This window comes from Hahella sp. HN01 (genome assembly GCF_018986435.1).
In the GTDB taxonomy this organism is placed as follows: Bacteria; Pseudomonadota; Gammaproteobacteria; order Pseudomonadales; family Oleiphilaceae; genus Hahella.
Map to the genome: position 1 here is coordinate 1 of NZ_JAHMIN010000046.1, position 24,177 is coordinate 24,177.

Sequence of the window (24,177 nt, forward strand, 5' to 3'; positions counted from 1 at the left end):
CGCCAACGCCAACGCCAACGCCAACGCCAACGCCAACGCCAACGCCAGCTACCGCTGCGCCTGAGGCGGAAGCGAAAGAGGAAACAGTAAAAGAAATGGAATCGGTAATGGAAGCTCAGCCAGAAACGGAGACTGTCCCACAGGAAACCGCTGGTTGCGCCATCGAGACCAGCGGCGCCATAGACTCCGCTTGCGCACTGGCGCGGATGAGCGACAACTGGGGGATATACTGCCGCGCCATTCAGCTGTTTCTGCGCGACGCGCCGAAATTGATGGAGCTGTATCCCGCGCAATGGCCTTCGGACCCCGAGGAGACCCGGCGGAATTATCACAGTCTCAAAGGCATGTCCTCCACAGTGGGGGCCAACAGAGTGTCTGAGCTGGCGGCGGAGCTGGAACAGTTGGTTAAAGGGGGGCAGCGCGACGACGCTCGCTATCAGGCGTTGCTGGAGCAGCTCAGGCTTCACATCAAGGCGGCGTACGCGGAGGCGGAAGAGTTGTTGCAACGTCGTGACGTCGGTTAACGCTCTTTCGACTATGCTTAAGTCCTTTCAATGGGTAATGGAAACGCAAGCAATGAAAAGAATTGTCATATTTACTGCACTGGCGTTGTTCGCGATAGGCGCGCAAGCGGCGGAGCTGAGCAAGCAGGCCTTGCAGGGAAGCTGGTTGATTCTGTCCATGAACGGCGAGTCTGACGACGAGAATGACAAGTGGGAATTCGAGGGCGATAACTTCTATCAGAACCTGGGCGGACGGCGTATTTCTCCCGACGCTTTCACGGTGAAAGGACAAACCATTGACCTGGGCTACGCCAAAATCAAAGTGCTGACTTTCGATGGCGACACGATGACGGCGGATATGGCGGGCTTCACCTATGAACTTAAAAAGGATTGAGTCAGTTTTATATAAGGAGGACTGACAGCTCGCCTTCCTGCTCCCGCTCTGGCGGCCGAGAGTCTATATGCGCATAATGCCGCTCGGATTTAATCGAGCGGCTGTCGACGCACAGGACTAACAGCCGCCAGTAGCGCAAGGATCATATGAACCTACGAGTATTGCTGTTCACGCTTATCACAGGACCGTTTTTAAGCGCGTTTTCCTTGATCACGGTTGTTTTCGTAATAGGGGTGACTAAGTCTCCTGACTCCATCCTGGCCAAGGGCGTTGAAACGCTGGGAGTCTATTTAGGTTTAATTCTTGTTTCCACCATAGTGGGTTACTTGGTGGCCTTTTTGGGGTTTGAGGAGCTGCCGCCTGGCATCTTCCCTCTTGTCATCTATTCAGTCTTATTTTCTGTAGCGATCAGTCGATATTTCCTGTGGACCTACTTTAAGGAATATTCGAGAAAGACGGTGGTTCTGCATATCACGCTGATCAGTATGGTCGTCGCTTTGATCGACTACGGCGTGTTCTTTCTGCTTTTTCCTCTGTCGCCTCAAATGAAGTTTGTTATGCCGTATATGGTTCTGCCGACCAGCATTGTTCTGGGGGTTATCTGCGGTGTCTGGGAGAGCGGTAAAGAAAATCGTAAAGGCGTAAGGACGAGGGAAATGGGCAAGGAAAAAAGTGGATTAAGCCCGAGTGCTGAGGCTGAAGAAAAGCTTCAGACGACGGACGTCATCTGAAGCCAGATATGCTGTTATCAGCCTTTCGCCGGCGAGCGTCCAGCAGGTTTTCCGCGCTTGGGCCCGGCGCCCTGACGGGGAGGCAGGCCAGTGTGCTGGGTTAGAACCCGGCCTTTGCGCGGCTGTCCGCCTTGCGGATTCAGCTTGGAGCCGTACTTTTTGGCGCTGGGGTGATTCGCTGGCTGCGTCGGCGGCACCAGGTGCTTCTTGCCGTAGCCAATCAAATGCGCCTTGCCCATACGCTGCAGGGCTTCCCTGAGCATGGGCCAGTTGTCCGGATCGTGATAGCGCAGAAACGCCTTATGCAGACGGCGCTGCCGTTCGCCTTTCGGGATGTATACCTTGTCCGTCTTATAGTTGATGCGGTGCAAGGGATCGCGCTCAGAGTGATACATGGCGGTGGCGCTGGCCATCGGAGAAGGATAGAACGCCTGCACCTGATCGGCGCGGAAGCCGTTTTCCTTCAGCCACATCGCCAGATTCAGCATGTCTTCATCCGTGGTGCCTGGGTGGGCGGCGATGAAGTAGGGAATCAGATACTGTTCTTTACCCGCTTCTTTGGAGAAGCGTTCGAACATCTCCTTGAACTTGTAGTAGGTGCCCATGCCAGGCTTCATCATTTTCGACAGGGGCGCTTCCTCAGAATGCTCCGGTGCGATTTTCAGATAGCCGCCGACATGGTGAGTCACCAGCTCGCGTACGTATTCAGGGTCTTCCACCGCCAGGTCATAGCGTAAGCCGGAGGCGATCATTACTCTCTTGACGCCAGGCAGGGCGCGGGCGCGGCGGTACAGCTGCGTGGTCTCCGAATGATCGGTTTTCAGGTTCTTACAGATCGTCGGATAAACACAGGACAAGCGACGGCAGTTGGCGTGAATCTCCTCGCTCTTACAGTTGAGGTGATACATATTGGCGGTCGGGCCGCCCAGGTCGGAGATAGTGCCGGTAAAGCCAGGCGTCTTGTCGCGGATGTTCTCGATCTCGCGGATGACGGAATCCTGAGAGCGGCTTTGAATCCAGCGTCCTTCATGCTCGGTGATGGAGCAGAAGGAGCAACCGCCGAAACAGCCGCGCATGATGTTCACGGAGAAGCGGATCATGTCGTAAGCAGGAATGCGCGCCTTGCCATACGCAGGATGAGGAATGCGCTGGAAAGGCAATTCGAAAACGTCATCCAGTTCCTTGGTCTGCAGGGGAATCGCCGGCGGGTTCATCCACAGGTAACGGTCGCCATGCTTCTGCGCCAGCGTGTGGGCGTTGGCCGGGTTGGTTTCCAGGTGCAGCACGCGGGACGTATGCGCGTACAGAACAGGGTCGTTGCGTACTTTCTCGTAGGAGGGCAGTTGAATAAAGCGCTTGTGGCCGCCGCTGGGAGGCAGAATATGCACCACTTGCTCTTCCGGCTCATTAGCGACGGCCTGCTTGGAGCTGCAGCCTTCTTCCGTTCCTTCCTCATTGGCGTACACATAAGGATTGGGCAGCGGATCGACTCTGCCGGGCTTGTCGATGCGAGTGGAGTCCTTCATTTCCCAGTCGTGGGGAAGTTCAGACAATACGCACGCGGTGCCGCGGATATTGGTCATGTCTTTCATTTGTTCGCCGGCGGCGGCGCGATGGGCGATTTCCACCACCGCTCTCTCCGCATTGCCGTAGACCAGCAGGTCGGCCTTGGAGTCGAACAGAACCGAGCGGCGCACTTTGTCCGACCAGTAATCATAATGAGCGATGCGGCGCAGACTGGCTTCGATGCCGCCGACCAGCACCGGCACATCGCTGTAAGCTTCTTTACAGCGCTGGGTGTACACCAGTACGGCGCGGTCTGGACGTTTGCCGCCTTCGTTATTGGGCGTGTAGGCGTCGTCATGACGCAGTTTGCGGTCAGCAGTGTAGCGGTTGATCATGGAGTCCATGTTGCCGGCGGACACAGCGTAGAACAGGTTGGGTTTGCCCAACGCCATGAAGGCGTCTTTCGAGGACCAGTCCGGCTGCGCAATGATGCCGACGCGGAAACCATGGGATTCCCACAGACGCCCAATTACCGCCATGCCGAAGCTGGGGTGATCGACATAGGCGTCGCCGCTGATGATGATAATGTCGCAGCTGTCCCAGCCCTGCGCCTCCATCTCCTTGCGTGACATCGGCAGAAATTCCGCCGTGCCGAAGCATTCAGCCCAATAGCGTTGATAGGAAAACAGAGGACGCGCCGCGTGCATACAGAACTCACCGGGAGGGTTGATTAAAAAATGGCCGAGTATTTTACTCGATTATTCCGGCGGACGCGATAGCGGAGACCCGGCGCGGAGAATAATTCCCCTTCGACCGGGCATTATAGGGTTGTAACGGAGTCTATCTCTTAGCTTGTTTACTCCGGCGGCAGGCGCTTGCGTATCTTTTCGGTCAGCGCCTTATTCCGGGTGTTCGCGACCGACTGCTGGCGTTGGTGCAGCGCAACTTTCGCCAGCATATGCGCGGTGACGGGCGCAGTGATCATCACAAACAGGGTGATCAGCAGTTCATGGGCGGAAAGGCGCTGCTCACGCACAGTGAAGGCGATGATGGAGGCGATCAACAGCGATCCCATGCCCACTGTCGCGGCCAGAGTCGGCGCATGTAGACGGGTATAAAAGTCGCTCATCTTCAATACGCCAATGGAGCCCAGCAGGGCGAAAAGGCCTCCAAGCAGGACCAAAGCGCAGATAATCAGTTCTACCGTAAAGCTCATATCAGTACTCTCACATTCTTTTCCGGCGTCATTCGATGATGTCGCCGCGCAGAAGAAACTTGCATAACGCCGCCGTGCTGGCGAAGCCGAGCATGGCCACCAGCAGCGCGGCTTCGAAGAACAGGGCGGCGCCTTGCCAGAGTCCAAACAAAATAATCAACGCCATGCTGTTCAGGTACATGGTTTCCAGGGCCAGAATCCGATCGGCGGGTTCCGGGCCCAGCAGCAGACGCCACAGGTTGAAAAGCATGGCGATGGAAACCATGCCGATGGCGATTTGCAGAGCCAGATTCAGCATTCGAATATCTCCTTCAAGGCGGCTTCGTAACGGCCTTTGATATGCGCAATCAGCTCGGCCTCGTCGTCCAGGTGCAAGGTGTGGATATAGAGCCAAAGCTTATCATCGGAGATCTCCACGCTGACGGTGCCAGGGGTCAACGAGATGGTACCGGCGAGAATGGTGAGGGGAAGCGGTTCGTGCAGCTCCAGCGGCAAAGCCACGAAAGCAGGCTGCAAACGCTGATTCGGCCCCATGATCAACAGGGCGACGCGGAAGTTGTCGCGAATAATATCGCCCAGCACGCGTAGAACATAGCGGATCGCCAGGACAGGCCGTTTCATGGTGGGCTGTGGGTCGCCAAGTCGGGCGGTCAGTCTTGGAATCGCGATCGCCAACAAGGCTCCCAACACCAAGTGACCCGGCGCCGCGCTGTTGTTGAGCATCAACCAGGCGACAAACAACAGCAGGCTGAGCCAGGGCGAGGGAAACCAGAACAGGCGTAAGCGGTTAACCATCAGGAGCCTCCTTGTTGCATCATGCCGCTCAAGGCGGCTGAGTCATGCAATTGCGTTGCGGCGGCGTCAGTAAATTCGGTAATCGGTCCGCCGAACACGACCAGCAGAGGCGAGGCCGCCAGCAGCAGATAGACCGCGATTATCCTTAGCGCCGGCGTCGGCTCCGCCACAGGCGCATCTTCGCTGTGACGCCAGAACAGGGACGAGCCGGCGCGGGACAGGGCGATAATCGCCGCCAGTCCGCTGATCAGCACGATAGGCCAAATTAAACTCGTTTCCACGGCGCCTTCTGTGGCCTGCAACAGCAGCACTTTACCGACGAAACCGGACAATGGCGGCGCGCCAGTGGCGGCGACGGCGGCGATAATAAAGGCGACGCCCAAAGCAACCGGACGCTGCATACGCCGTGAGGCGACGAAGCGGTCCTCCGCCTTGCCGCGCTGTCGACCGATCATGTCCGCCAACAGGAACAGCGCGCCGGTAACCAGAGTGGTGTGAATGGTGTAGTACAGCGCCGCTGCAGTGGCGTCAGCGCGCTGCAGGGCGATGGCGGTCAGCAGAATGCCCATGGAGACCAGTGTCAGGTTGGCGGTTAACGTGCGTAAACTGGGGCTGGCGAGTGCGCCGATGGAACCGATGATCAGCGTCAGCAACGCCAGAGGCTGCAGCCATGGGGTGGCGATTTCCGCCAACGCTCCGGCGCCGGCGCCGAAAATCGTCGTGTGGATGCGCAGAATGCTGTATGCGCCCACCTTGGTCATGATGGCGAACAAGGCGGCCACTGGCGCCGAGGCGGAGGAGTACGAACGCGGCAACCAGAAATAGAACGGCAGCAACGCCGCCTTCAAGCCGAACACCGCCAATAACAGCAGCCCGCCCGCTTTCGCCAGCGGTTGTTCATCCGGTCCCAATAGCGTGGCCTTGGCGGCCATATCCGCGATATTGAGCGTGCCCAGGACGCCATAAAGCGTTCCCAGCGCGAACAGGAACAGACAGGAGCCCACCAGGTTAATAATCACGTAGTGCACCGCCGCCCGGGTTTTCTGCTTGCCGCCGCCATGGATCAGCAAGGCATAGGAAGCGATGAGCAGCACTTCAAAGAAAACGAACAGATTGAAAATATCACCGGTCAGAAACGCGCCGTTGACGCCCATGAGCTGGAACATAAACAGCGGGTGAAAATACATGCCGTTTTTGTCGTCGCCGGCGCAGGCGTACAACAATGCGCCCAGACCCAGCAAAGAGGTGAGCAGCGTCAACAGAGCGGAAATACGGTCCGCCACCAGCACAATGCCGAAGGGCGACGGCCAGTCTCCCAATGCGTAGGTGAGAGCGCCTTCCAGATGCGTCCGTTGTAGCAGCATGACCGCCGTAACGATCAGCGCCAGATTTACTGCGACGGCGATGAAACGCTGTCTGGGTAGGGAGTGGCAGAGCGGGGGCAGCAATAACAGGACGCCCGCCAGCAAGGGAATGACGATAGGAAGGATTGGCAAATGCTGCATCATCCTTTTCTCCCCGTGCGTCTTTGCACCAGAGAAGGCTCTGAGGGAATGCGTCCGTCCACATGATCATTGCCCAGGTCCGCCCGCGAACGCATCGCCAGGATGACCAGGAAGGCGGTCATGGCGAAGCCGATGACGATGGCGGTCAGCACCAGGGCCTGTGGCAGAGGGTCGCCATATTTTTCAGTGGAGCCCAGGACCGCTGCGCCGTACAGGGCGAGGCGCCCGCTGGCGAACAGGAACAGGTTGACGGCGTAGGACAGCAGCGTCAGCCCAAGCACTACAGAAAAGGTGCGTCCGCGCAGGCATAAGAATACGCCGCAGGCCGTCAGCAGGCCGACACAGAATGCGTAAACGCCTTCCATTTAAAACTCCTCTTTGTGATGCGTCGCAGGCGCGCGCGGGGCGTCGCCGTTTTCAAAAGCCGGGCGCTCGCTGGTGGTGAGCTTGCCCAGATTCGCCAGAATCAGCATGGCGGCGCCCACCACAGTCAAATAGACGCCAAGGTCAAACAGCATGGCGCTGGCGAGTTCGAAGTCGCCGATCCAGGGCAGATGAAAATGATCGAACCAGCTGGTCAGGAAGGGACGGTCGAACGCCCAGGCGCCGGCGCCGGTAAGGGCCGCCAGCAGCACGCCGCCGGCGATCAGAGCCTGATAGTTGATGCGTACGCGGTGTTTGATCCAGTCCACGCCATGGGCGATGTATTGCTGGATAATCGCCACTGAGGTGATCAAACCGGCGATGAAGCCGCCGCCGGGCAGGTTATGGCCGCGCAGCAGGATGTAAACCGACACCAGCAGCGCCAGGGGCAGCAGGTTTTGCGACACCAGGGCCAGGATCATCGGGTGACGGTCCTGGCTCCAGGGACGACCGCTGTCATCTCCCGCTGGCATGTACAGACGCATGCCGGCGATCAGCTTGTATATTCCCAGGGCGGCGATGCCCAGCACGGTGATTTCCCCCAGGGTGTCGAAGCCGCGGAAATCCACCAGGATGACGTTGACCACATTATCGCCGCCGCCTCCGGTTTTGCTGTGAGTCAGGTAGTAATCGGAAATGCTCAACAATGGACGCGTCATCAGTGCATAGCTGATGCTTCCGACCACGCCGCCTATTAGCGCCGCAAGACTGAGGTCGCGGGTCAGCCGGTTGGGGCTCGATTCTTTGAGGGTGGTCTGCGGCAGGAAGAACAGCGCCAGCATCAGCAGTATGACGGTGATGATCTCAACGGACAGCTGTGTCAACGCCAGGTCCGGCGCGGAGAAGTAGGCGAAGGCGATGGAAACGATCAGCCCCGTCACGGACAGCGACAACAAGGCGATAAAGCGTCGCCGCGCCCAGATTACTGTCGCCACTGCGCTCAGGCTCAGCAGGATGGCTCCTGTCAGCACTACGCCGTTGAGTTCCAGTTGCGGGCGGGAGCCGGCGCTGTGGTGTAAATCCAGCAAAGGACCGGCCATAAACATCAACGCGAACAGCAGCAGCAAAAACACGTAGCGCTGCAGTGAACCGTTCTCCAGCGCGTCGATAATGCGCTCGCACTGCTTGGCGACGTATTGCACCGCGCCTTCGAAGATCTGTTTGGCGTCGTGCTGGGGAAACTGGGCATGAAACTGAAACAGCATGCGCCGGTTGTAATAGATGTAGAGGCCGCCAGCCATGGCCGCCAGACTCATCAGCATGGGAATGTTGAAGCCATGCCAGATGGCGAGACTGTATTCCGGTAGGCGCCCATTGAGCACCGCGGCCGAAGCGGCGTTCAGCAGGCTGTTGACAACATAGTTGGGGAACACGCCAACCAGCAGACAGAGCGCCACCAGAATTTCCACCGGAACCTTCATGTAACGAGGCGGCTCGTGAGGCGTCCGCGGCAAATCAATGGGATCGCCATTGAAGAAAACGTCGTGAATAAAACGCAGCGAATAGGCCACGGAAAACGCGCCGCCGACAGTGGCGAGAACGGGAATGACCCAGGACAGCCCGCCCAGGGTGCTTTGATCCAGGGTCTCCGCAAAGAACATTTCCTTGGACAGGAAACCGTTCAGCAACGGCACGCCCGCCATGGAGGACGCCGCCACCATAGCCAGCGCCGCCGTATGCGGCATGTATTTCCACAAGCCGTTGAGCTTGCGCATATCGCGAGAACCGGACTCATGATCGATGATGCCCGCCGCCATAAACAGCGAGGCCTTAAAGGTGGCGTGGTTGATAATATGGAATACCGCCGCCACTGCCGCCAAACGGGTATTCATACCCAACAGCAGGGTGATCAGTCCCAGGTGGCTGATGGTGGAGTAGGCCAACAACCCTTTCAGATCGTGCTGGAACAACGCGGTGAAGGCGCCGTAGAGAAGAGTAATCAATCCGGTCATGCTGACGGCGAGGAACCACATGTCAGTGCCGGACATGGCCGGATAGAACCGCGCCAGCAGGAAAATGCCGGCTTTTACCATGGTGGCGGAGTGCAGATACGCGCTGACCGGCGTCGGCGCCGCCATGGCGTGAGGCAGCCAGAAATGAAATGGAAACTGGGCGGATTTGGTAAACGCGCCCAGCAATAGCAAAACTAGGGCGACCGGATAAGCGGGGTTCGCCTTGATCAACGCGCCATTCGCCAAGACGGTGTCCAGACTGTAGTCGCCGACCATATTTCCGATCAGCAACAGCCCCGCCAGTAACGCGAGTCCTCCGGCTCCCGTGATGGCCAGCGCCATGCGCGCGCCTTTACGGGCGTCGCTTTTGTGGGACCAGAAACTGATCAGCAGGAATGAGCTGATGCTGGTGAGTTCCCAGAACAGCCAGAGCTGCAACAGGTTATTGGACAGCACGATGCCGAGCATCGCCGTCATAAACAGAAGCAGGTAGGAGTAAAACCGCCCCATGTTTTCCTGTTCGGAAAGGTAGTAGCGCGCATACAGAATCACCAGCAATCCGATGATCAGTATCAGCAAGCAGAATAGCAGGCCGAGTCCATCCAGACGGAAAGCCAGTTGTAGCCCGATGGCGGGTATCCAGTCCACCGCGAAGCGCAGGGTTTCGCCATCCAGCACGGCTTGCGCCTGGATCAGCATGTAGACCAGCGCCCAGGCTGGAAACAACGCGACGGAGAGCGCCAGGGCGCTACGGCCCGAGCGTCCGGAGAATAAGGGAACCAACGCCCCCAACAGGGGAGCCAGTGGAATTAAATACAAACTCATCCGCAGACGTACTCCTTTGTTTTTCCTGCCTGTCCGTGTGGCGCGGGGCATTCGGACAGGGGCCTTACACTATAAAGGTCTGACTGCAAAAGGGAATGCTCAAGGCAGGATTATAGTCTCTCCGGCGCGTCGGGACGGGGCTGAGGCGAAAAAAACGTCAATCCTGGCGAAAGCTGAGGGCCTGATGATCAATTATTCTACTGTTATCCGTGGATGGATCGCTTTGTAGCCTTTAGCTGTTCGAGAAGGACAAAACCGGTCTTTAGCGACTTGTCGTTGGACAGGGAATTGATGCGCAGGGTTATTAACATGTCGGGCGTCTCCACGTTACTATTTTCCGTCTGCGCAGAGTCGTCTTATTGCGCTACTTTGAATAGTCGTTAATCGCCATCACTCATTTCAAGGAGAGAAATATGCACACGTTGATCAGGAATTGCGTCTGTCTGCTGTTGGGCCTGCTGGCCTTCACGGCCGCAGCGGGCCCTTTACCCTACGATGAAAGCGCCGACGCCAGGCGCGATATTCAAGCCGCCCGCTCCGCTGCGAGCGAGGATCATAAGCTGATATTACTGACCTTCGGCGCCAACTGGTGTCCGGATTGTCGCGTTTTCGATGAAGCCATGCAGGATGCAGAGATCGCCGCGCTGGTCAGCAAACACTTCAAGGTCGTCAAAGTCGATATCGGCGACTGGGACAAGAATCTGGATATTGTCGAGACCTACGGCAATCCCATTGAGAAAGGCATTCCCTCCATTGTCGTCACCGATAACGATGACAAAGTGCTGTTCGCCACCCGGGGCGGACAGTTGGCCACAGCGCGTAGTATGGGCAAAGACAAGTTTATTGAGTTTTTTGAATTTCTGGCTACGTTGAAGCAATGAGCGTCGCCCTGTTTCGCCTTGCGGGTTGTGTGCGGGCGTAGAAACAGGTAAATATGCTCTAAAAATAAAGGGCCAGAAAACAACGAGTTAAGCGGTGTCTGGTTGCACATTTTCGTCAATAAGGAGAAAAGCAAATGATCAGACGTCTGATATGGGTATTGGCTGGAGTGACCGCATGCGGGCAGGCATTGGCCAGTGGCGAGTCGCATTGGGGATATGATGAACCCGAGCGCTGGGGAGACCTGAAACCGGAATACACCATGTGCTCCGCCGGGAAAAATCAGTCGCCGGTGGATATCAGCGGCCTCATCAAAGGCGAACTGCCTGCGGTGGGTATGAGCTACAGCAGTGGCGGCCATGAGGTCGTCAACAACGGCCATACCATCCAGGTGAATTACAAGCCAGGCAGCAAAGCCAGTGTGGAAGGACGGGAGTTCGAACTTAAGCAGTTCCACTTCCATGCTCCCAGTGAGAATACGGTCGACGGCAAGAGCTTTCCGCTGGAAGCGCACTTTGTGCACGCTAATGAAAAAGGCGAGTTAGCGGTGTTGTCCGTGTTGTACGAAGAGGGCGACCATAACGAACATTTGGCGAAAGTCTGGGAGCATATGCCGAAGGAAGCGGGCGGCGCCAAAGCGCTGCCGACTGAAGTTCACGCCGGCGACATGGTGTCAGCGAACTCGGGCTACTATCGCTTTAACGGCTCGTTGACCACGCCGCCTTGTTCCGAAGGCGTACGTTGGCTGGTGATGAAGGATTACCGCAAGGCTTCCAAAGAGCAAATCAATCAGTTCACGGAAACCATGGGCGGCCCAACTAACCGTCCCGTTCAGGGCACAAACGCCCGCGTCATTCTGCATTGATCATTATCTTCGCGCAGGCTCTGCCATAGAGCCTGCTTTTCCTGCCGTTTTTTACCTGGCTGACCCAGGCCAAAGCAAACGCCAGTTCGCGGCCCCCATCTTTCATCTTCCTTGACAACTCACCCCATTTTTCTAGGGCGTATGGGGGATTTACCCGCTCATCGTGAATTTGGATTATGAAAACGTATTCATAAATCTGAATGCTATGCTTCTTATAGCGCGTAAGACACGCGCCATTACCGCCAAATAATGAGTTTACGGAAGGAATAACAATGAACAGAAACTGTAGATCCCTCTCCGCCGGCGCATTGCTGGCATGCCTGGCTGGCGGCGTTAACGCCCACGGCCTGATTGAAGACCCGCCCTCCCGCAACTGGTATTGCGGCGCCGTGACCAAGCCCGATGAAATCGACAATGGCACAGCGGAATACGAAGAATGCCGCGGCGCCTTCGCCCAGGACCCGGTGGGCGGTTACCAGTTCATGAGCGTGTTGACTCACGCCCAGGGGCGCGCTGTGGTGGACCCGTTGCCTGAGCACGTCTGTGGCTTCGGCAGTGAAACCTGGCAGGGCGGCGTCACTCCCTGGGACAGCGCTATCGACTGGCCTACCTCCCACATGAGTCCAGGTCCGAGAACCTTTACCTGGAATATTTCCTGGGGTCCTCACTTCGATGACACGGAAGAGTTTCGTTACTGGATCACCAAGCCAGGGTTCCAGTTTCAATCCGGGCGTGCGCTGACGTGGGATGACTTTGAAGAAGAGGCGTTCTGCGTTCTCAACTATGACGACAAAAACCCAGACGCCAATCCCAATGTGGAGCCGGACAAAGGCAACGCGCGTTTCCGCACGACCTGCGATATTCCTGAGCGTAGCGGTCGACACGTGATCTATGGGGAGTGGGGACGTAATCAATACACCTTTGAGCGATTCCATGGATGCGTGGACGTGGTGTTCGACGGGACTGATCCGGGAGATGGTGAAAACGTTTTCGCAAAAATCGGTCTGACGCCGAATGTCAGCGAGTTTACTGGCGCAGGGGAGCTGCGTCTGGACGCTGGCGAATCTCAAGGCGAGGGCTTGTCTTATCAATGGAGCGTATCGTCGCAGAACCCAGGGCTTTATGAACTGGAAGGAGCCAGCCAGAAGATCGCTACTTTGCGTATGGCCAATCCGGAAACCGCCGGTCGCGTCACTATCTCTCTGCATGTGAGCAATGCGGACGAAAGTGATGACGCCAGCGTCGCCATCACGCACCTGCCAGCGGGCTCTTCGCCATGGCTGGACTTAGGCGCGCTCACTGCGCAGCCAATGAATCTGGCCGCTGGCGACAAGGTCAGTGTACGCGTGGTGCTGCAGGACGGGCGTGATCTTTACTATCCGGCGCAGCCTTTGGCGCTGGGCGACGCTGATTCTGCAGCGGCGGAATGGCCTTATGCGCTGGCGCAGGCGGTCAACGCGGCGGGAGCGGAAATCAAAGTCGGCGTGGTGAACGCGGATGGCGAGGTGAGCCCGGTGCGCGACCCCGTGGCGAACAAGGTCTACGCCAAGACCGACGCGGCGGTGGCGAACGCCTATCTGCAAGTGAAGAAAGGCGGCGATGAGCCCGCCGCGGACTGCGCGGTCGACTACGATGTGGTGAATGAGTGGGATGGCGGATTCCATACCGTGGTGACTGTCACCAATAACAGCGACGATCCCGTGCGTGGTTACGAGTTGGCCTGGACACTGGGGGCGGGCGAAAGCTTCGACTATGGCTGGAACGCTAACTTCAGCGCTGATGGCGCCGGGGTGACCGCCGCGGTTCCCGCGACGCAATGGAACGGAACTTTGGCTGCTAACGGAGGAACCTCCACCTTCGGCTTCATCGGCAAAAAAGGCGCCGCCTCAGCCAGCGTTCCAGCGATCATTAAGCTTAACGGGAGTGAGTGCGGGCAATAGTGTGTTAACAGTAGCCTGTTAAACGGCAATATCTCTTAACCACTACCTATTAACTTATTGCCTCCAAATCATTACCTCCAAACCAATGCCTCTGACAATTCAGAGGCATTGGCTCTTTCGAAGAAAAGTCAGACCTTTTGCTTGACCGCGAGGACGCCTTTTTACGTTACTCTTTAGTCTGTCGTGTTGATAAGAGAAACGTTTACTAAGGAGTCGTCGCAGTATGTCCGCTACATCAACCAGCAAAAAAGTCGTCATTATTACTGGCGCAGGAAGAGGAATTGGCGCGGCGGCGGCGATGCTGGCGGGCGCTCGTGGTTACGCGGTGTGCGTGAACTATCTGAACAACCATGATGCGGCGCAGCAAGTGGTGACGGCGATTCGCAATAACGGCGGCGAAGCGATCGCCGTGCGGGCTGACGTTTCTCAGGAGGAGGGCGTGCAGGCCTTGTTTGCGACGGTGGATCGCGAACTCGGGAAGGTGACCGCCCTGGTTAATAATGTCGGCGTGCTGGAGCGGCAGATGCGTCTGGATCATATGGACGCCGAACGGCTGACGCGCATTTTCCGCAATAATGTCGTCAGCTACTTTCTGTGCTCGCGGGAAGCGATCAAACGCATGTCCACGATCTATGGTGGCTGCGGCGGCGTGATTGTGAATGTCTCCTCCACGGCGGCGAAACTGGGCTCTCCAGGGGAATACATCGACTACGCCGCTTCCAAGGGCGCGATAGACACTATGACCGTGGGCCTGGCGAAAGAGCTGGCGCAGGAAGGCGTGAGAGTCAATGGCGTGCGGCCAGGATCGGTATACACGGAAATCCACGCCAACGGCGGCGAGCCGGGTCGCGTGGATCGGGTGAAAGCGAATATCCCCATGCGCCGTGGCGGCCAGCCGGAAGAGCTGGCCAATGCGATTTTATGGTTGTTGTCGGAGGAAGCGTCCTATGTCACGGGAGCAATATTGGACGTAGCCGGCGGGCTATAGAACCAACGGTTTATCGGCGGTGGTTTATATATCGCCTCCTTTGGCTTAACTGACCGGCCGGGTGTTGAGGTAGTGGTCGAAATGCCGGGCCAGTTGCTCACTGGCGGAGACAAAGCCCGGCAACAGGCGGTTAACTTCTTCGATATCATCCAGGCTGGCGGCGTTCTCTAATGCGCTGGCGGCGTGCTGTAATTGCTGCGCATGCAGTTGCCCCGCCGCGCCTTTGATCGAGTGGGCGATGAACTCCACTTTGCCGGTATCGCTTTCGCTGATGGCTTCCTGCAGCGCCGCCAAACGCTCCGGCAGCCGACTGCAGAATCCGCCCAGTAAGCGACTCAACAACGCATGTTTCCCCATCAGACTTTCCAGCGCCGCTTTTTCATCCCAAAGCTGCAATGGCTCTTGACCTACGGTATCCGTCTCAGCCCCTTCTTCTGATGCGGCGCCTAATATCTGGAGGCCAGGTCTGGCGCTGGAGCGGCGGAACAGCCAGAGCTTGAGCTTTTCCTCCAAGCCGCTGGCGCTGATCGGCTTACTGAGATAATCATCCATGCCCGACGCGAGGCATTTTTCGCGATCGCCTTTCATGGCGTTGGCGGTCATGGCGACAATGGGGATATGACGGTTATGCTCGCCGGCTTTCCCTGCGCGAATTTGACGGGTGGCTTCATAGCCGTCCATTTCCGGCATCTGGCAATCCATCAGCACTAAATTATAAGGCGCTTCCTCCAGCGCGCTTTGCAGGGCCGCCAACGCCTCCAGGCCGTTGCCTGCGACATCCGCCGGCAGTCCCATTTCCTCCAGCATCAGTTGCGCCACCTCCTGGTTGACCTGATTGTCTTCCACCAGCAAGAGGCGACTGTGCGCTGGCCATTGCATCGGCGGATGCGTTTCCGCCGTGTCCGATTCTGCGGCGTCACTGGCGGGGAGGGAGCGCGCGTAATGGCGTGTGACCAGCGGCTTGGCCTGACGCAACGCATCGCCGCCTTCCGCCACCACGGAGAGTGCGGCGCTCAACTCCGCAACGGTAACCGGCTTGGGCAGATAGGCGCTGAAACCCAGTTCTGCGAAATAACGCGCATCGCCCCGGTGGCCGATGCTGGTCATCATTACTAACGCCATATTGCGGTAAGCCGCGTTGGCCTTGAGTTCACGTCCCAGCATAGCGCCATCCATTTGCGGCATATGCATGTCCAGAATGGCGATGTCGAAGGGACGCCCGTAAACGGCGGGAGAGCCATTGATTTTCGCCTCGCACATGGCGAGCGCTTCTTCGCCGCTGGCGGTTTCAAGCACATGCGCGCCCCACATCCTGAGCTGTCCGCAGAGCACTTCGCGATTGGCGGCGTTATCGTCCACCACCAGCAAGGAAAGCGCACGCATATCCACTTTGGGAAGAATCGGTTGCGTCAGTTCGCTGCGTTGCAGACGGATGCAAAATTCGAAGCAGCTGCCTTTGCCTTGTTCGCTATGGACGGTAATGCCGCCGTCCATCAGCTCACTGAGACGCTTGCAAATAGCCAGTCCCAACCCGGTGCCGCCGAACTGACGGGTAGTGGAGGCGTCCACCTGGGTGAAGGGTTCGAACAGCCCGCCGATTTTCTCTGCGGGAATGCCGATCCCGGTGTCGGTGACGGACACGGTCAACAGCAGGTGATCCTCTTCCGGCTGCAACTGGCAGCGGATGACGATTTCGCCCTCGGCAGTGAATTTGATGGCGTTGCTGACCAGGTTGGTGAGGATCTGCCGCAGCCGTCCGGGGTCGCCCCGCACCATGGATTGCTCGACGGCGCTTTGATCCAGCACCAGCTCCAGCTCTTTCTCCTGCGCCCGCAAAGCCATGGTGCCGGCGAACTCGTCCAGATGATGGCGCAGGTCGAAGTCGAGAAGCTCCAGCTCCAGTTTGCCCGCATCCACTTTAGAGAAATCGAGGATGTCGTTGATCAGGCTCAGTAAGGACTCCGCGCTGGATTTGGCGATATTGACCTTGCGCTGCTGTTCCGAATCAAGTTTGGAATGCAGCACCAGATTAAGCATGCCCAAAACGCCGTTCATCGGTGTGCGAATCTCATGACTCATGGTCGCCAGAAAGTCGCTCTTGGCGCGGGCGGCGGCTTCGGCGGCTTCTTTCGCCTCAGTCAGCTCCATTTGTGCATTGCGTTGGGCGGTTATGTCCACCGCCGTAGCGTAGATTTTGCCGGAAGCCGGATCGCAGGCGGCGTTCCATAGCAGGGTCACGATTTCTCCGCTGTAACAGCGATAGCGATTGACGAAAGAGATGGCGGGCTTGCCCCGGGCCAGCTTTTTCAGCTCCAGCAATGTGCTTTCCACATCGTCAGGGTGTATGAAGTGAACGATGGGTTCCGACAGCAGTTCTCTCTCCGAATAGCCCAACACTTTGCTGAAGGTGAAGTTGATTCTTTCGAAGTAGCCTTCGGTGTTGGCGATGCACAGGAAGTTGGTGGAGAGATCGAAGAAGTTCTGCAACTCCTTCTGGGATTGTTCGATTTGCTGGCGTGCGGCGCGACTTGCCGCCTCCGCCTGTTTGCGCTCGGAGATGTCCTCGATGATCGACCAGATATATTCCCGACCCTGGGTATCGGAAATCAGCACGCCGTTCAACAGCACCGGATAGCGATCGCCGCTTTTGCGTATGTACTCTTTCTCGTAGGGCCCGTAGCGCCCGCGAATGCTGAGTTGCTCCAATTGTTGCGACTCCAGTTCTTCGTAGTCCTTGGGGGTGATGTCCCAGTAACTCAGCATGAGAAACTCTTTGCGGGTATACCCCGTCGGGCCCAGTAATGCGTTGTTGACCTCCAGGAAGTCGCCGGTTTTGTAGTCATTGAGGGCGATGCCCAAAGGAGACAAGTCAAACAGGCTGCGCAGTAACATTTCATTTTCATGGCGTTTGCGTATCTGCCGGAACACCAGGAGCGTCGGCGTCAATATCAGCAGCCCGATTGTGAGGACGCTGATGCGCAGTGCGATGGCGCCTTCCGCCAATTGCGGCCAACCGCCCTGGGGCGTGGCGCCGATACGCCAGGCGCCGTTGGGCAGCGTGACTTCCGCGGTAACCGGGTTGGCGTGAAAAATCTCTGGATCGCCATAGAATACGTCGCTGTCCGTGTCGTTGTTGTAGGCGGAGCGGATCGCGATATCCAGCCCCTGTGCTGCGCTGGTCAGTCCGCTGGCTTTGTATAGCTCTTCAACGTCAATAACGGCGGACACCAGCCCCCAGAAGCGTTCTTTTTTGCCGCTTTCGGAGTAGGTGAAAACAGGAATGCGCCCGATAAATCCATAGCCGCCCTGCACCAGTTTGACAGGGCCTGTCACCAGCGGTTGGCCGGAATGTCGCGCCTGTTCGGCGGCCTCTCGCTGGTCGGGCGTTGCGCTCAAATCCAGTCCAATGGCGCCTTCATTGCCTTGCAGCGGATAAATCAGCCGGATAACCATATCCGGCGCTGCGCCGATGTTGCGTAATTGCGCGCGGCCATCGAACAGGGGGTGTGCGAACTCGGTGAAACGATCCTGGTTCATGTCCGGTTCGACGCTGATTGCCGCCACCAGACCACGAACAGTTTGGATGTTGCTGCTGATGGCCCCTTCCAGGCGCGCGCGCACCACCCCCAGCTGACTTAGCACGTCGTTGCGGACTTCCTGCTCATGGCGAATGTTGTTGAGACGGTCGATATAAAAGCCGGCGGCGATGACGCCAACCGTGATGATCAGCGCAGCGCAGCGATACAGCCACTTGGACTTGCCGAGGCCGCTGCTATCGGGCTGCTGCATGGGGCGGTCAAGAGTTGCGCCTTCCTTTATCCCAGGCTGGCTGTTCATAAATCGCTTCGTCCAAGATTTCCGCTACATTGAGTTCGGCGCCGGCGGCCAGGCCGTCCAGCGTTTTTCATGTCTGAAGACTGTCTTTGTTCGCGCGGGGAACCGCTTTCTTCGCCGCAGACCTGATGGCGTTTCTGTATCGTCAACAAGCCTTAGATTCTAGCTTAGCATGTATCGCCGGGCTCGCTTCCGCAATGACTGCGATGCTTGCGTCGACATAGTCGATGTTATTGGGGAAAACATAATAATTCGTTATAGTTTTGCCCAAATAAAAATAACCATCCCATGCAAATAACTGAAAACACTGAATAAGCAAAGGCGACGGACCTGGGAGGGTTTATGAGCACGCACGTTGACAGAAAGCGCATCACTATTCCGCAGATACGGTCGATGAAAGGCAGGGGAAGCATCGTTTCCCTGACCGCCTACACGACGCCCATGGCGCAGCTGATGGATGAGTTCGTGGACTTGATTATCGTCGGCGACTCCACTGGCATGGTGGCCTACGGCTTTAACTCCACCATGTCCGTCACTTTGGACATGATGATCAACCATGGCGCGGCGGTGACCCGGGGTGTCAGCAAAGCCTGTGTGATTGTGGATATGCCATTTGGGACTTTTCAGGAATCGCCGCAACAGGCTTATCGCAATGCAGCCCGAGTTTTAGTGGAGACCCAGGCGCAGGGCGTGAAAATGGAAGGTGGCGAGGAGTTACTGGAAACCGTCGATTTTCTGGTGCGCCGGGGTATCCCGGTAATGCCCCATATTGGCCTGACGCCGCAGCACGCGAATGTGCAGGGCGGTTTCAAGGCGCAGATCCGCACCGAGGAAGAAATCAACGCGTTCATTAAACTGGGGCGGGCCTTTGAAGACGCGGGCGCATTCGCCTTATTGGTGGAAGGCGCGTTTGAAGAGGCGGCGCGCAAAGTCACCGCGGCGGTGAGCATTCCTACCGTCGGCATTGGAGCTTCGCCGGAGTGCGATGGCCAAGTGTTGGTGACCGAGGATATACTTGGTCTGTTTTCGGGCTATACGCCCAAATTCGCCAAACGCTACGTGGATTTGAGCCAGCCTATTAAAGAGGCCTTCTCCAGGTACGCTCATGAAGTGCGCTCCGGCGAGTTCCCGGCAATGGAACATTGCTTTGGCGTACGCAAAAACAGCGAAGGAGGCTGACTCCTCGCGAAAATCCGAAGATAATGCCGTCGCCGTACGCGCAGTTGAGACTGCGACGGCTTTATCTCTGACATTAGAAGTTATTGAAGAAGTATTAAAATGGATTTACCTGTAAAACCGGATTACTACCTGATCATTGATCTTGAGGCCACCTGTTGCGACCAGGGCTCCGTTCCCCGTAGGGAAATGGAAACCATTGAAATTGGCGCAGTGATGGTGGACGCCGCGTCCCTGGCGGTGGTGGATGAGTTCCAGACCTTTATTCGGCCAGTGCGACACCCGCAGTTAACGGACTTCTGTCGTGAACTGACTACAATCAAGCAAACGCAAGTCGATGACGCGCCGACTTACCCGGAGGCGATTGAGTCTCTGCAAGACTGGATGCGACATTACCCCAATTATCTGTTTTGCTCCTGGGGCGATTACGATAAAGGTCAGTTCGAGCAGGATTGCCAATATCATCGGGTCGCCTATCCCTTCGCCAGCGGGCATCTGAATATCAAGAAGCAGTTCTCAGAGACGCAAGGGCTCAAGAAAAAGTATGGCATGGCGGGCGCCTTGCGCGTTGTCGGTTTGTCCCTGGAAGGCTGTCATCACAGAGGTATCGACGACGCCCGCAATATGGCGAAACTGATGCCTTATATAGTCGTACCAAAAATAGTCGTTCAGGAAAAATAGTGAATCAGGAAAAATAGTGGGTCGGGAAAAGGTGAAACATTGATTCTAGCTGTAGACGTACAATACGAAGACGATGGCGGCGCAACCGTGGCGGGCGTGCTGTTCAAAGACTGGAGCGACCCTGAGCCGGCGCGAGCGGTGCTGACGCATGTCAGCGAAGTGCAGGATTATGAGCCTGGCCAGTTCTACAAGCGTGAGCTGCCCTGCATTCTGCAGTTGCTGGACGTGACTCCCGAAACCGTCGATATCATTGTCGTGGATGGCTATGTCACGCTGGGCGCGGATGATCGACCTGGTCTTGGCATGCATCTGCATAAAGCGTTGCAACAACGTATTCCGGTCATTGGCGTGGCGAAAAAAGCCTTTCTGGACACGCCGCCGGACCGTGAAATCTTACGCGGCGACAGCCTTAAACCTCTGTATGTTTCCGCCGTGGGCGTCCCACTGACCCAGGCTCGGGACTGGATTCTTGCAATGAGCGGCAAGCACCGCATCCCCACACTGCTCAAGCGGGTCGACCAACTGTGTCGAGGCTCCTGGCGTCCATAACGAGAGTATTTCCTCCTCTGTTCTATACTGAAAAATAATGCCTGTGACTTGCTGAGAAGATTTCCAATGCGGGTCAGTGGGTTTTGTAATGAATTCAGGACGGATGACAGAGCTTTGCGAGCGAGCCGCAGAGCGGGGAGCCATGTGCGTTATCTGTTATGTCTGTGTCTTAGCTGTTGTTTGGGCGTATCCGCTGTCTTCAGCGCGGAACCCGTGGTGGTGCGCCATGTGGGGCCGGAAGACGTTGGCGATATCCGCAAAAATTACTTCATTGGCGTGCTGCATCTGACGCTGGAAGAGTCCGCATCGAAGGTGGGCCCCTACGAGATGAAGCAGATCCAGGCCCCGATGTCGCAAGGGCGGGCGTTTAAAAGCCTGCAGGAAGGGCTGGTCGATGTGGTCTGGTCCATGACCTCGGAGGAGAGAGAAACCAACTTTCGCGCCATCCGTATTCCTTTGATGCAAGGTTTGATCGGCTATCGGGTGCTGGTCATCCGCAAAGAAGACCGTTACAAATTCAATGCAATCACTGAGCCTGAGCAGCTCAAGGCGTTACTGGCCTATCAGGGCCACGACTGGCCTGATGCGCAGATCCTGCAGGCTAATGGCTATCGCCTGAACACCAGCTCCTGGTACAAGGGACTGTTCAAACTGCTGGCGCAGGGCGGCTTTGACTACTTCCCGCGCAGCGTGTTGGAAGCCTGGGATGAGCTGGCCGCTTATGATCAGGATAGTTTGATGGTGGAAGAGAGTATTCTTCTGCATTACCCAACGGCGGTTTACTTCTTTGTGCGGCGGGAGGATGTCGATTTGGCGGAGCGGATACGTCTGGGACTGCGCAACGCTATCGATAATGGCAAATTCGAACGCCTGCTGTATGGATTTGAACCCCATCGCCGCGCGTTGCAGGCGGTGGACTTCAAACATCGTCGTATTTTTCAGCTGCATAATCCGCTACTGACTGAGCAGACGCCGTTGGATGACGAATCGCTCTGGTTTGACGTGGAAGCTTACGTGAAGAACCATTCCCAATGAACTGATCGTCGCGGTGAGCGGCGGATGCGGTTCACTCCTGGTTGACGCAGGGACGCCGGCCCTGAAGAGGACCGGCGTCGTGTTGACGGGACAAAATGATCCCGTTCCCTGCGTGTTTACAGGTCGCCATGGTCACTGATTCCTTGTGGAGAGAGTTTCGGCAAGCCTCGCCGAAGGGGGGGACTATTCTGACGCCAGTTGGATGCTGGTGTGCACGAGCGTCAGATCGTCGCTGAGTGCGTCGCTCTTCAGGTCAGCCGCCCAGACTTCGATATAGTTGAAGCCGGAATCCAGCGCGAACTGAATGGAGCCGAGCAACTCTTCTTCGGTGAGCTGGATGTTGGCGCGGTCGGATGACGCCGTGCCGACGATTTGCACCGCTGCGAAGCTGGTCGCCTGAGCGGACACCAGCAAATTGTACATCTCCGGATAGGCGGTCACCGCGTTCTCTTCGCTGAACCAGGCGGCGAACAAACCGAATCTCTGACCGATGCTGGCGTGGCCGTAGGCGGCGACTTCCTGAGCCACTACCGGGCTACGGAATACCGGATGAATTTCCACGTCCAGTTTAGTGTTGGGGAACGCGTCGTCGTAAGCGTCCATAATATGCTTCCAGGATTCCACCAGCGCCTCGTTGGAGAACCCCATGGATCTGAAACGGTTCTCTGTATCACGGTCGAAGAAATACTGCATTTCAAAACCGTTGGTAGTGGAGTTGGTCATGTGCACCAGCGCGATGTTGGGATTGCCGTCGTAGCGTTGACCCAGGGCGTCGATAAACTGTGAATAGCGATCCAGGAAAACGCTGTCCCATGGCAACGGCATGCTTTTGGGATACACGCTACGGAACAGGTAGTCCAGGGTTTGCGCGCCTTCCGACTTCAGCCAGGAGGGCGCCTCCGCTCCGTTAGTGATCGCCAGCGCAATTTTTACGCCTTCCTGTTGCGCTTTCGCCAGCTGGCTGTCCAGGCGGCTCCAGTCGTAGACCCCGGGGGTTGGCTCCAGCAGAGCCCAGCTGATGCGCACCAGTACGCCGTCCATGTATTCGATTTCTCCGGCGTTGTGGAATACCGAGGAGTTACGCTCAGTGGTTGGGCTGCAGCTACAGTAAATACCTGACAGGTTCGGACTCTGCATGGCGTTGGCTGTGCTGGAGACGGCGCCGGAAGCGACGATGGCTCCGCTGATGAGCAAAGAATTGAAAGCCGCTTTCCAGTTGTTGCGGATAGAAGAAAATGTGTGTGAACGGGTGGCGAAGATCTCCTTGTACATGATGCTATACCTGCTTATGTTCTGCCCATGAAAGGGACGATGGATATCGGGTTAATAACTCTCGAAAGTACCGCTCAGCTCATTCGTTGGGCGCAGAATAGGCATCATGAAGGAGGGGTTAAAGGCAGTTTCCGTAAAACTGTGACGCGCCTGCCGGGGCGTTACCATAAGCCAACGCAAGTTAATGGTTTTGACCGGGTATGTATCTGTATGTATGTGAAATTAAAGAATATATTTCTGGCGTGAAACCGCAGAAATGGGACTTGCCGCACACCGGAAATGTGACCGTTCCGCTTGTTGAGGTGTCTGCTATGACGTTAAAGGGATATACTCCGCCGCGTTAACGGCCGCCTAAGATGACAGTGACGAGGAAATGGCATTCATGAAAGTAGAGCTGGAGAAGATTTTCAGTTTCATCATCGAACTGGAAAAGCTGAAAAGCGTCAATCGCATGACCAAAGTGATTGGAACCGATCGCCGGGAAAATTCGGCTGAGCACAGTTGGCAAATTGCGGTGCTGGCGATGTCTCTGGAGAGTTACGCGAAAGAGAAGGTGGATATCAACCGGGTCGTGCGCATGCTGTTATTGCATGACGTGGTGGAAATTGACGCTGGCGACAAGTTTGTCTTCTCCGCCGCCCATGCGGACACGGAAAATGAAATGAAGGCGGCGGAACGGATATTCGGAATGCTACCGTTGGAAGTGGGGAACGAATTCAAAGCTTTGTGGCTGGAATATGAAGAGAGGCGGACCCCGGAGTCTCGCTACGCCTACGCCATGGATCGATTGATGCCGGTATTGATCAACCTGAATAACGGCTGTCAAAGCTGGGTGGAGAATGGCGTGCGTCTGGAGCAAGTGCTGTCGAAAACGGGAATCCTGGCCGACTTCAATGAAGCACTGTGGGAGATGATCAGCGGTCGCTTGCATGAAGCCCATCAAAAAGGTTTTTTAGGCTAAAAATTATTTTAAAACAGTGTGGTGGAGAGCCGAAAAGTACAGGCTAAATAACATGTGACCTGCTCGGCGTTATCAAGTGGCTTAAGCGTTTTACGCTGGACGTTAAGCGGCATTCAAGGTAATTTACGCCCACCTATAGTGCTTACT

At 56.7% G+C, this 24,177-nt stretch carries 21 protein-coding genes; 12 read left to right on the plus strand and 9 right to left on the minus strand.

Going from position 1 to position 24,177, the window contains the following annotated elements:
- From KP814_RS28495 to KP814_RS28505, 3 genes are all read left to right on the plus strand, one after another.
- On the plus strand, positions 1–524 hold a 524-nt coding region (locus tag KP814_RS28495), incomplete at its 5' end, for an Hpt domain-containing protein (RefSeq protein ID WP_216739950.1).
- 52 nt (positions 525–576) lie between these two features.
- Positions 577–897 (plus strand): hypothetical protein, encoded by a 321-nt coding sequence (locus KP814_RS28500; protein WP_216739951.1) that lies wholly within the window; start codon positions 577–579, stop codon positions 895–897.
- Between the two features lie 146 nt (positions 898–1,043).
- Complete coding sequence (locus tag KP814_RS28505) at positions 1,044–1,628, plus strand: hypothetical protein (protein WP_216739952.1); 585 nt, start codon at positions 1,044–1,046, stop codon at positions 1,626–1,628.
- A 17-nt stretch (positions 1,629–1,645) separates the two neighbouring features.
- Here the strand turns inward: KP814_RS28505 and KP814_RS28510 are convergent, their stop codons facing one another.
- The 7 genes from KP814_RS28510 to KP814_RS28540 form a co-directional block, all read right to left on the minus strand.
- A complete protein-coding gene (locus KP814_RS28510) occupies positions 1,646–3,841 on the minus strand; it encodes a YgiQ family radical SAM protein (RefSeq protein ID WP_216739953.1) in 2,196 nt (731 codons plus the stop codon).
- 149 nt (positions 3,842–3,990) lie between these two features.
- Positions 3,991–4,350, minus strand: a complete 360-nt coding sequence (locus tag KP814_RS28515; protein ID WP_216739954.1) for a Na+/H+ antiporter subunit G — start codon at positions 4,348–4,350, stop codon at positions 3,991–3,993.
- Positions 4,351–4,378: 28 nt separating this feature from the next.
- The gene (locus KP814_RS28520) at positions 4,379–4,648 is read right to left on the minus strand and encodes a K+/H+ antiporter subunit F (RefSeq protein ID WP_216739955.1); all 270 of its coding nucleotides are present in this window, start codon (positions 4,646–4,648) and stop codon (positions 4,379–4,381) included.
- Complete coding sequence (locus KP814_RS28525; protein WP_216739956.1) at positions 4,642–5,145, minus strand: Na+/H+ antiporter subunit E; 504 nt, start codon at positions 5,143–5,145, stop codon at positions 4,642–4,644. The genes KP814_RS28520 and KP814_RS28525 overlap by 7 nt, the downstream gene beginning before the upstream one ends.
- Positions 5,145–6,650 (minus strand): monovalent cation/H+ antiporter subunit D, encoded by a 1,506-nt coding sequence (locus tag KP814_RS28530; RefSeq protein ID WP_216739981.1) that lies wholly within the window; start codon positions 6,648–6,650, stop codon positions 5,145–5,147. The genes KP814_RS28525 and KP814_RS28530 overlap by 1 nt, the downstream gene beginning before the upstream one ends.
- Entirely contained in the window at positions 6,650–7,015 is a 366-nt protein-coding gene (locus KP814_RS28535) for a Na+/H+ antiporter subunit C (RefSeq protein ID WP_216739957.1), read from the minus strand. The genes KP814_RS28530 and KP814_RS28535 overlap by 1 nt, the downstream gene beginning before the upstream one ends.
- Positions 7,016–9,850 carry a monovalent cation/H+ antiporter subunit A gene (locus KP814_RS28540; protein ID WP_216739958.1) on the minus strand — a complete coding sequence of 945 codons (2,835 nt, stop codon included), beginning with the start codon at positions 9,848–9,850 and terminating at the stop codon, positions 7,016–7,018.
- A gap of 413 nt (positions 9,851–10,263) precedes the next feature.
- Here KP814_RS28540 and KP814_RS28545 point away from each other — a divergent pair, with 413 nt between their 5' ends.
- From KP814_RS28545 to KP814_RS28560, 4 genes are all read left to right on the plus strand, one after another.
- On the plus strand, positions 10,264–10,731 hold the full coding sequence (locus KP814_RS28545; RefSeq protein ID WP_127968365.1) for a thioredoxin family protein: 468 nt from the start codon (positions 10,264–10,266) through the stop codon (positions 10,729–10,731).
- Positions 10,732–10,865: 134 nt separating this feature from the next.
- Positions 10,866–11,594, plus strand: coding sequence for a carbonic anhydrase (locus KP814_RS28550; protein ID WP_216739959.1), 729 nt, complete (start codon positions 10,866–10,868; stop codon positions 11,592–11,594).
- A 272-nt stretch (positions 11,595–11,866) separates the two neighbouring features.
- A complete protein-coding gene (locus KP814_RS28555; protein ID WP_216739960.1) occupies positions 11,867–13,534 on the plus strand; it encodes a lytic polysaccharide monooxygenase in 1,668 nt (555 codons plus the stop codon).
- A gap of 223 nt (positions 13,535–13,757) precedes the next feature.
- A complete protein-coding gene (locus KP814_RS28560; RefSeq protein ID WP_216739961.1) occupies positions 13,758–14,522 on the plus strand; it encodes an SDR family oxidoreductase in 765 nt (254 codons plus the stop codon).
- Between the two features lie 45 nt (positions 14,523–14,567).
- Here KP814_RS28560 and KP814_RS33270 read toward each other — a convergent pair whose 3' ends face one another.
- The gene (locus KP814_RS33270) at positions 14,568–18,359 is read right to left on the minus strand and encodes a response regulator (protein WP_216739962.1); all 3,792 of its coding nucleotides are present in this window, start codon (positions 18,357–18,359) and stop codon (positions 14,568–14,570) included.
- A gap of 339 nt (positions 18,360–18,698) precedes the next feature.
- Between KP814_RS33270 and panB the strand changes: the two genes are divergently transcribed.
- From panB to KP814_RS28585, 4 genes are all read left to right on the plus strand, one after another.
- On the plus strand, positions 18,699–19,535 hold the full coding sequence (panB, locus tag KP814_RS28570; protein ID WP_216739963.1) for a 3-methyl-2-oxobutanoate hydroxymethyltransferase: 837 nt from the start codon (positions 18,699–18,701) through the stop codon (positions 19,533–19,535).
- A 99-nt stretch (positions 19,536–19,634) separates the two neighbouring features.
- Positions 19,635–20,213 (plus strand): 3'-5' exonuclease, encoded by a 579-nt coding sequence (locus KP814_RS28575; RefSeq protein WP_216739964.1) that lies wholly within the window; start codon positions 19,635–19,637, stop codon positions 20,211–20,213.
- A 39-nt stretch (positions 20,214–20,252) separates the two neighbouring features.
- Positions 20,253–20,762 carry an endonuclease V gene (locus tag KP814_RS28580; RefSeq protein ID WP_216739965.1) on the plus strand — a complete coding sequence of 170 codons (510 nt, stop codon included), beginning with the start codon at positions 20,253–20,255 and terminating at the stop codon, positions 20,760–20,762.
- Positions 20,763–20,906: 144 nt separating this feature from the next.
- The gene (locus tag KP814_RS28585) at positions 20,907–21,797 is read left to right on the plus strand and encodes a transporter substrate-binding domain-containing protein (RefSeq protein ID WP_216739966.1); all 891 of its coding nucleotides are present in this window, start codon (positions 20,907–20,909) and stop codon (positions 21,795–21,797) included.
- 183 nt (positions 21,798–21,980) lie between these two features.
- Here the strand turns inward: KP814_RS28585 and KP814_RS28590 are convergent, their stop codons facing one another.
- Positions 21,981–23,069 (minus strand): beta-galactosidase, encoded by a 1,089-nt coding sequence (locus tag KP814_RS28590; protein WP_216739967.1) that lies wholly within the window; start codon positions 23,067–23,069, stop codon positions 21,981–21,983.
- 382 nt (positions 23,070–23,451) lie between these two features.
- On the opposite strand from KP814_RS28590, the gene KP814_RS28595 reads away from it, so the two are divergent.
- Positions 23,452–24,030 carry an HD family hydrolase gene (locus KP814_RS28595; RefSeq protein ID WP_216739968.1) on the plus strand — a complete coding sequence of 193 codons (579 nt, stop codon included), beginning with the start codon at positions 23,452–23,454 and terminating at the stop codon, positions 24,028–24,030.
- The last annotated feature ends 147 nt before the right edge of the window (positions 24,031–24,177 follow it).

Bases quoted from the DNA above. Each gene is read 5' to 3' on its own strand.
- KP814_RS28500 (WP_216739951.1), top strand. From the start codon at position 577: ATGAAAAGAATTGTCATATTTACTGCACTGGCGTTGTTCGCGATAGGC.
- KP814_RS28505 (WP_216739952.1), top strand. From the start codon at position 1,044: ATGAACCTACGAGTATTGCTGTTCACGCTTATCACAGGACCGTTTTTA.
- KP814_RS28510 (WP_216739953.1), bottom strand. From the start codon at position 3,841: ATGCACGCGGCGCGTCCTCTGTTTTCCTATCAACGCTATTGGGCTGAA.
- KP814_RS28515 (WP_216739954.1), bottom strand. From the start codon at position 4,350: ATGAGCTTTACGGTAGAACTGATTATCTGCGCTTTGGTCCTGCTTGGA.
- KP814_RS28520 (WP_216739955.1), bottom strand. From the start codon at position 4,648: ATGCTGAATCTGGCTCTGCAAATCGCCATCGGCATGGTTTCCATCGCC.
- KP814_RS28525 (WP_216739956.1), bottom strand. From the start codon at position 5,145: ATGGTTAACCGCTTACGCCTGTTCTGGTTTCCCTCGCCCTGGCTCAGC.
- KP814_RS28530 (WP_216739981.1), bottom strand. From the start codon at position 6,650: ATGCAGCATTTGCCAATCCTTCCTATCGTCATTCCCTTGCTGGCGGGC.
- KP814_RS28535 (WP_216739957.1), bottom strand. From the start codon at position 7,015: ATGGAAGGCGTTTACGCATTCTGTGTCGGCCTGCTGACGGCCTGCGGC.
- KP814_RS28540 (WP_216739958.1), bottom strand. From the start codon at position 9,850: ATGAGTTTGTATTTAATTCCACTGGCTCCCCTGTTGGGGGCGTTGGTT.
- KP814_RS28545 (WP_127968365.1), top strand. From the start codon at position 10,264: ATGCACACGTTGATCAGGAATTGCGTCTGTCTGCTGTTGGGCCTGCTG.
- KP814_RS28550 (WP_216739959.1), top strand. From the start codon at position 10,866: ATGATCAGACGTCTGATATGGGTATTGGCTGGAGTGACCGCATGCGGG.
- KP814_RS28555 (WP_216739960.1), top strand. From the start codon at position 11,867: ATGAACAGAAACTGTAGATCCCTCTCCGCCGGCGCATTGCTGGCATGC.
- KP814_RS28560 (WP_216739961.1), top strand. From the start codon at position 13,758: ATGTCCGCTACATCAACCAGCAAAAAAGTCGTCATTATTACTGGCGCA.
- KP814_RS33270 (WP_216739962.1), bottom strand. From the start codon at position 18,359: ATGAACAGCCAGCCTGGGATAAAGGAAGGCGCAACTCTTGACCGCCCC.
- panB (WP_216739963.1), top strand. From the start codon at position 18,699: ATGAGCACGCACGTTGACAGAAAGCGCATCACTATTCCGCAGATACGG.
- KP814_RS28575 (WP_216739964.1), top strand. From the start codon at position 19,635: ATGGATTTACCTGTAAAACCGGATTACTACCTGATCATTGATCTTGAG.
- KP814_RS28590 (WP_216739967.1), bottom strand. From the start codon at position 23,069: ATGTACAAGGAGATCTTCGCCACCCGTTCACACACATTTTCTTCTATC.
- KP814_RS28595 (WP_216739968.1), top strand. From the start codon at position 23,452: ATGAAAGTAGAGCTGGAGAAGATTTTCAGTTTCATCATCGAACTGGAA.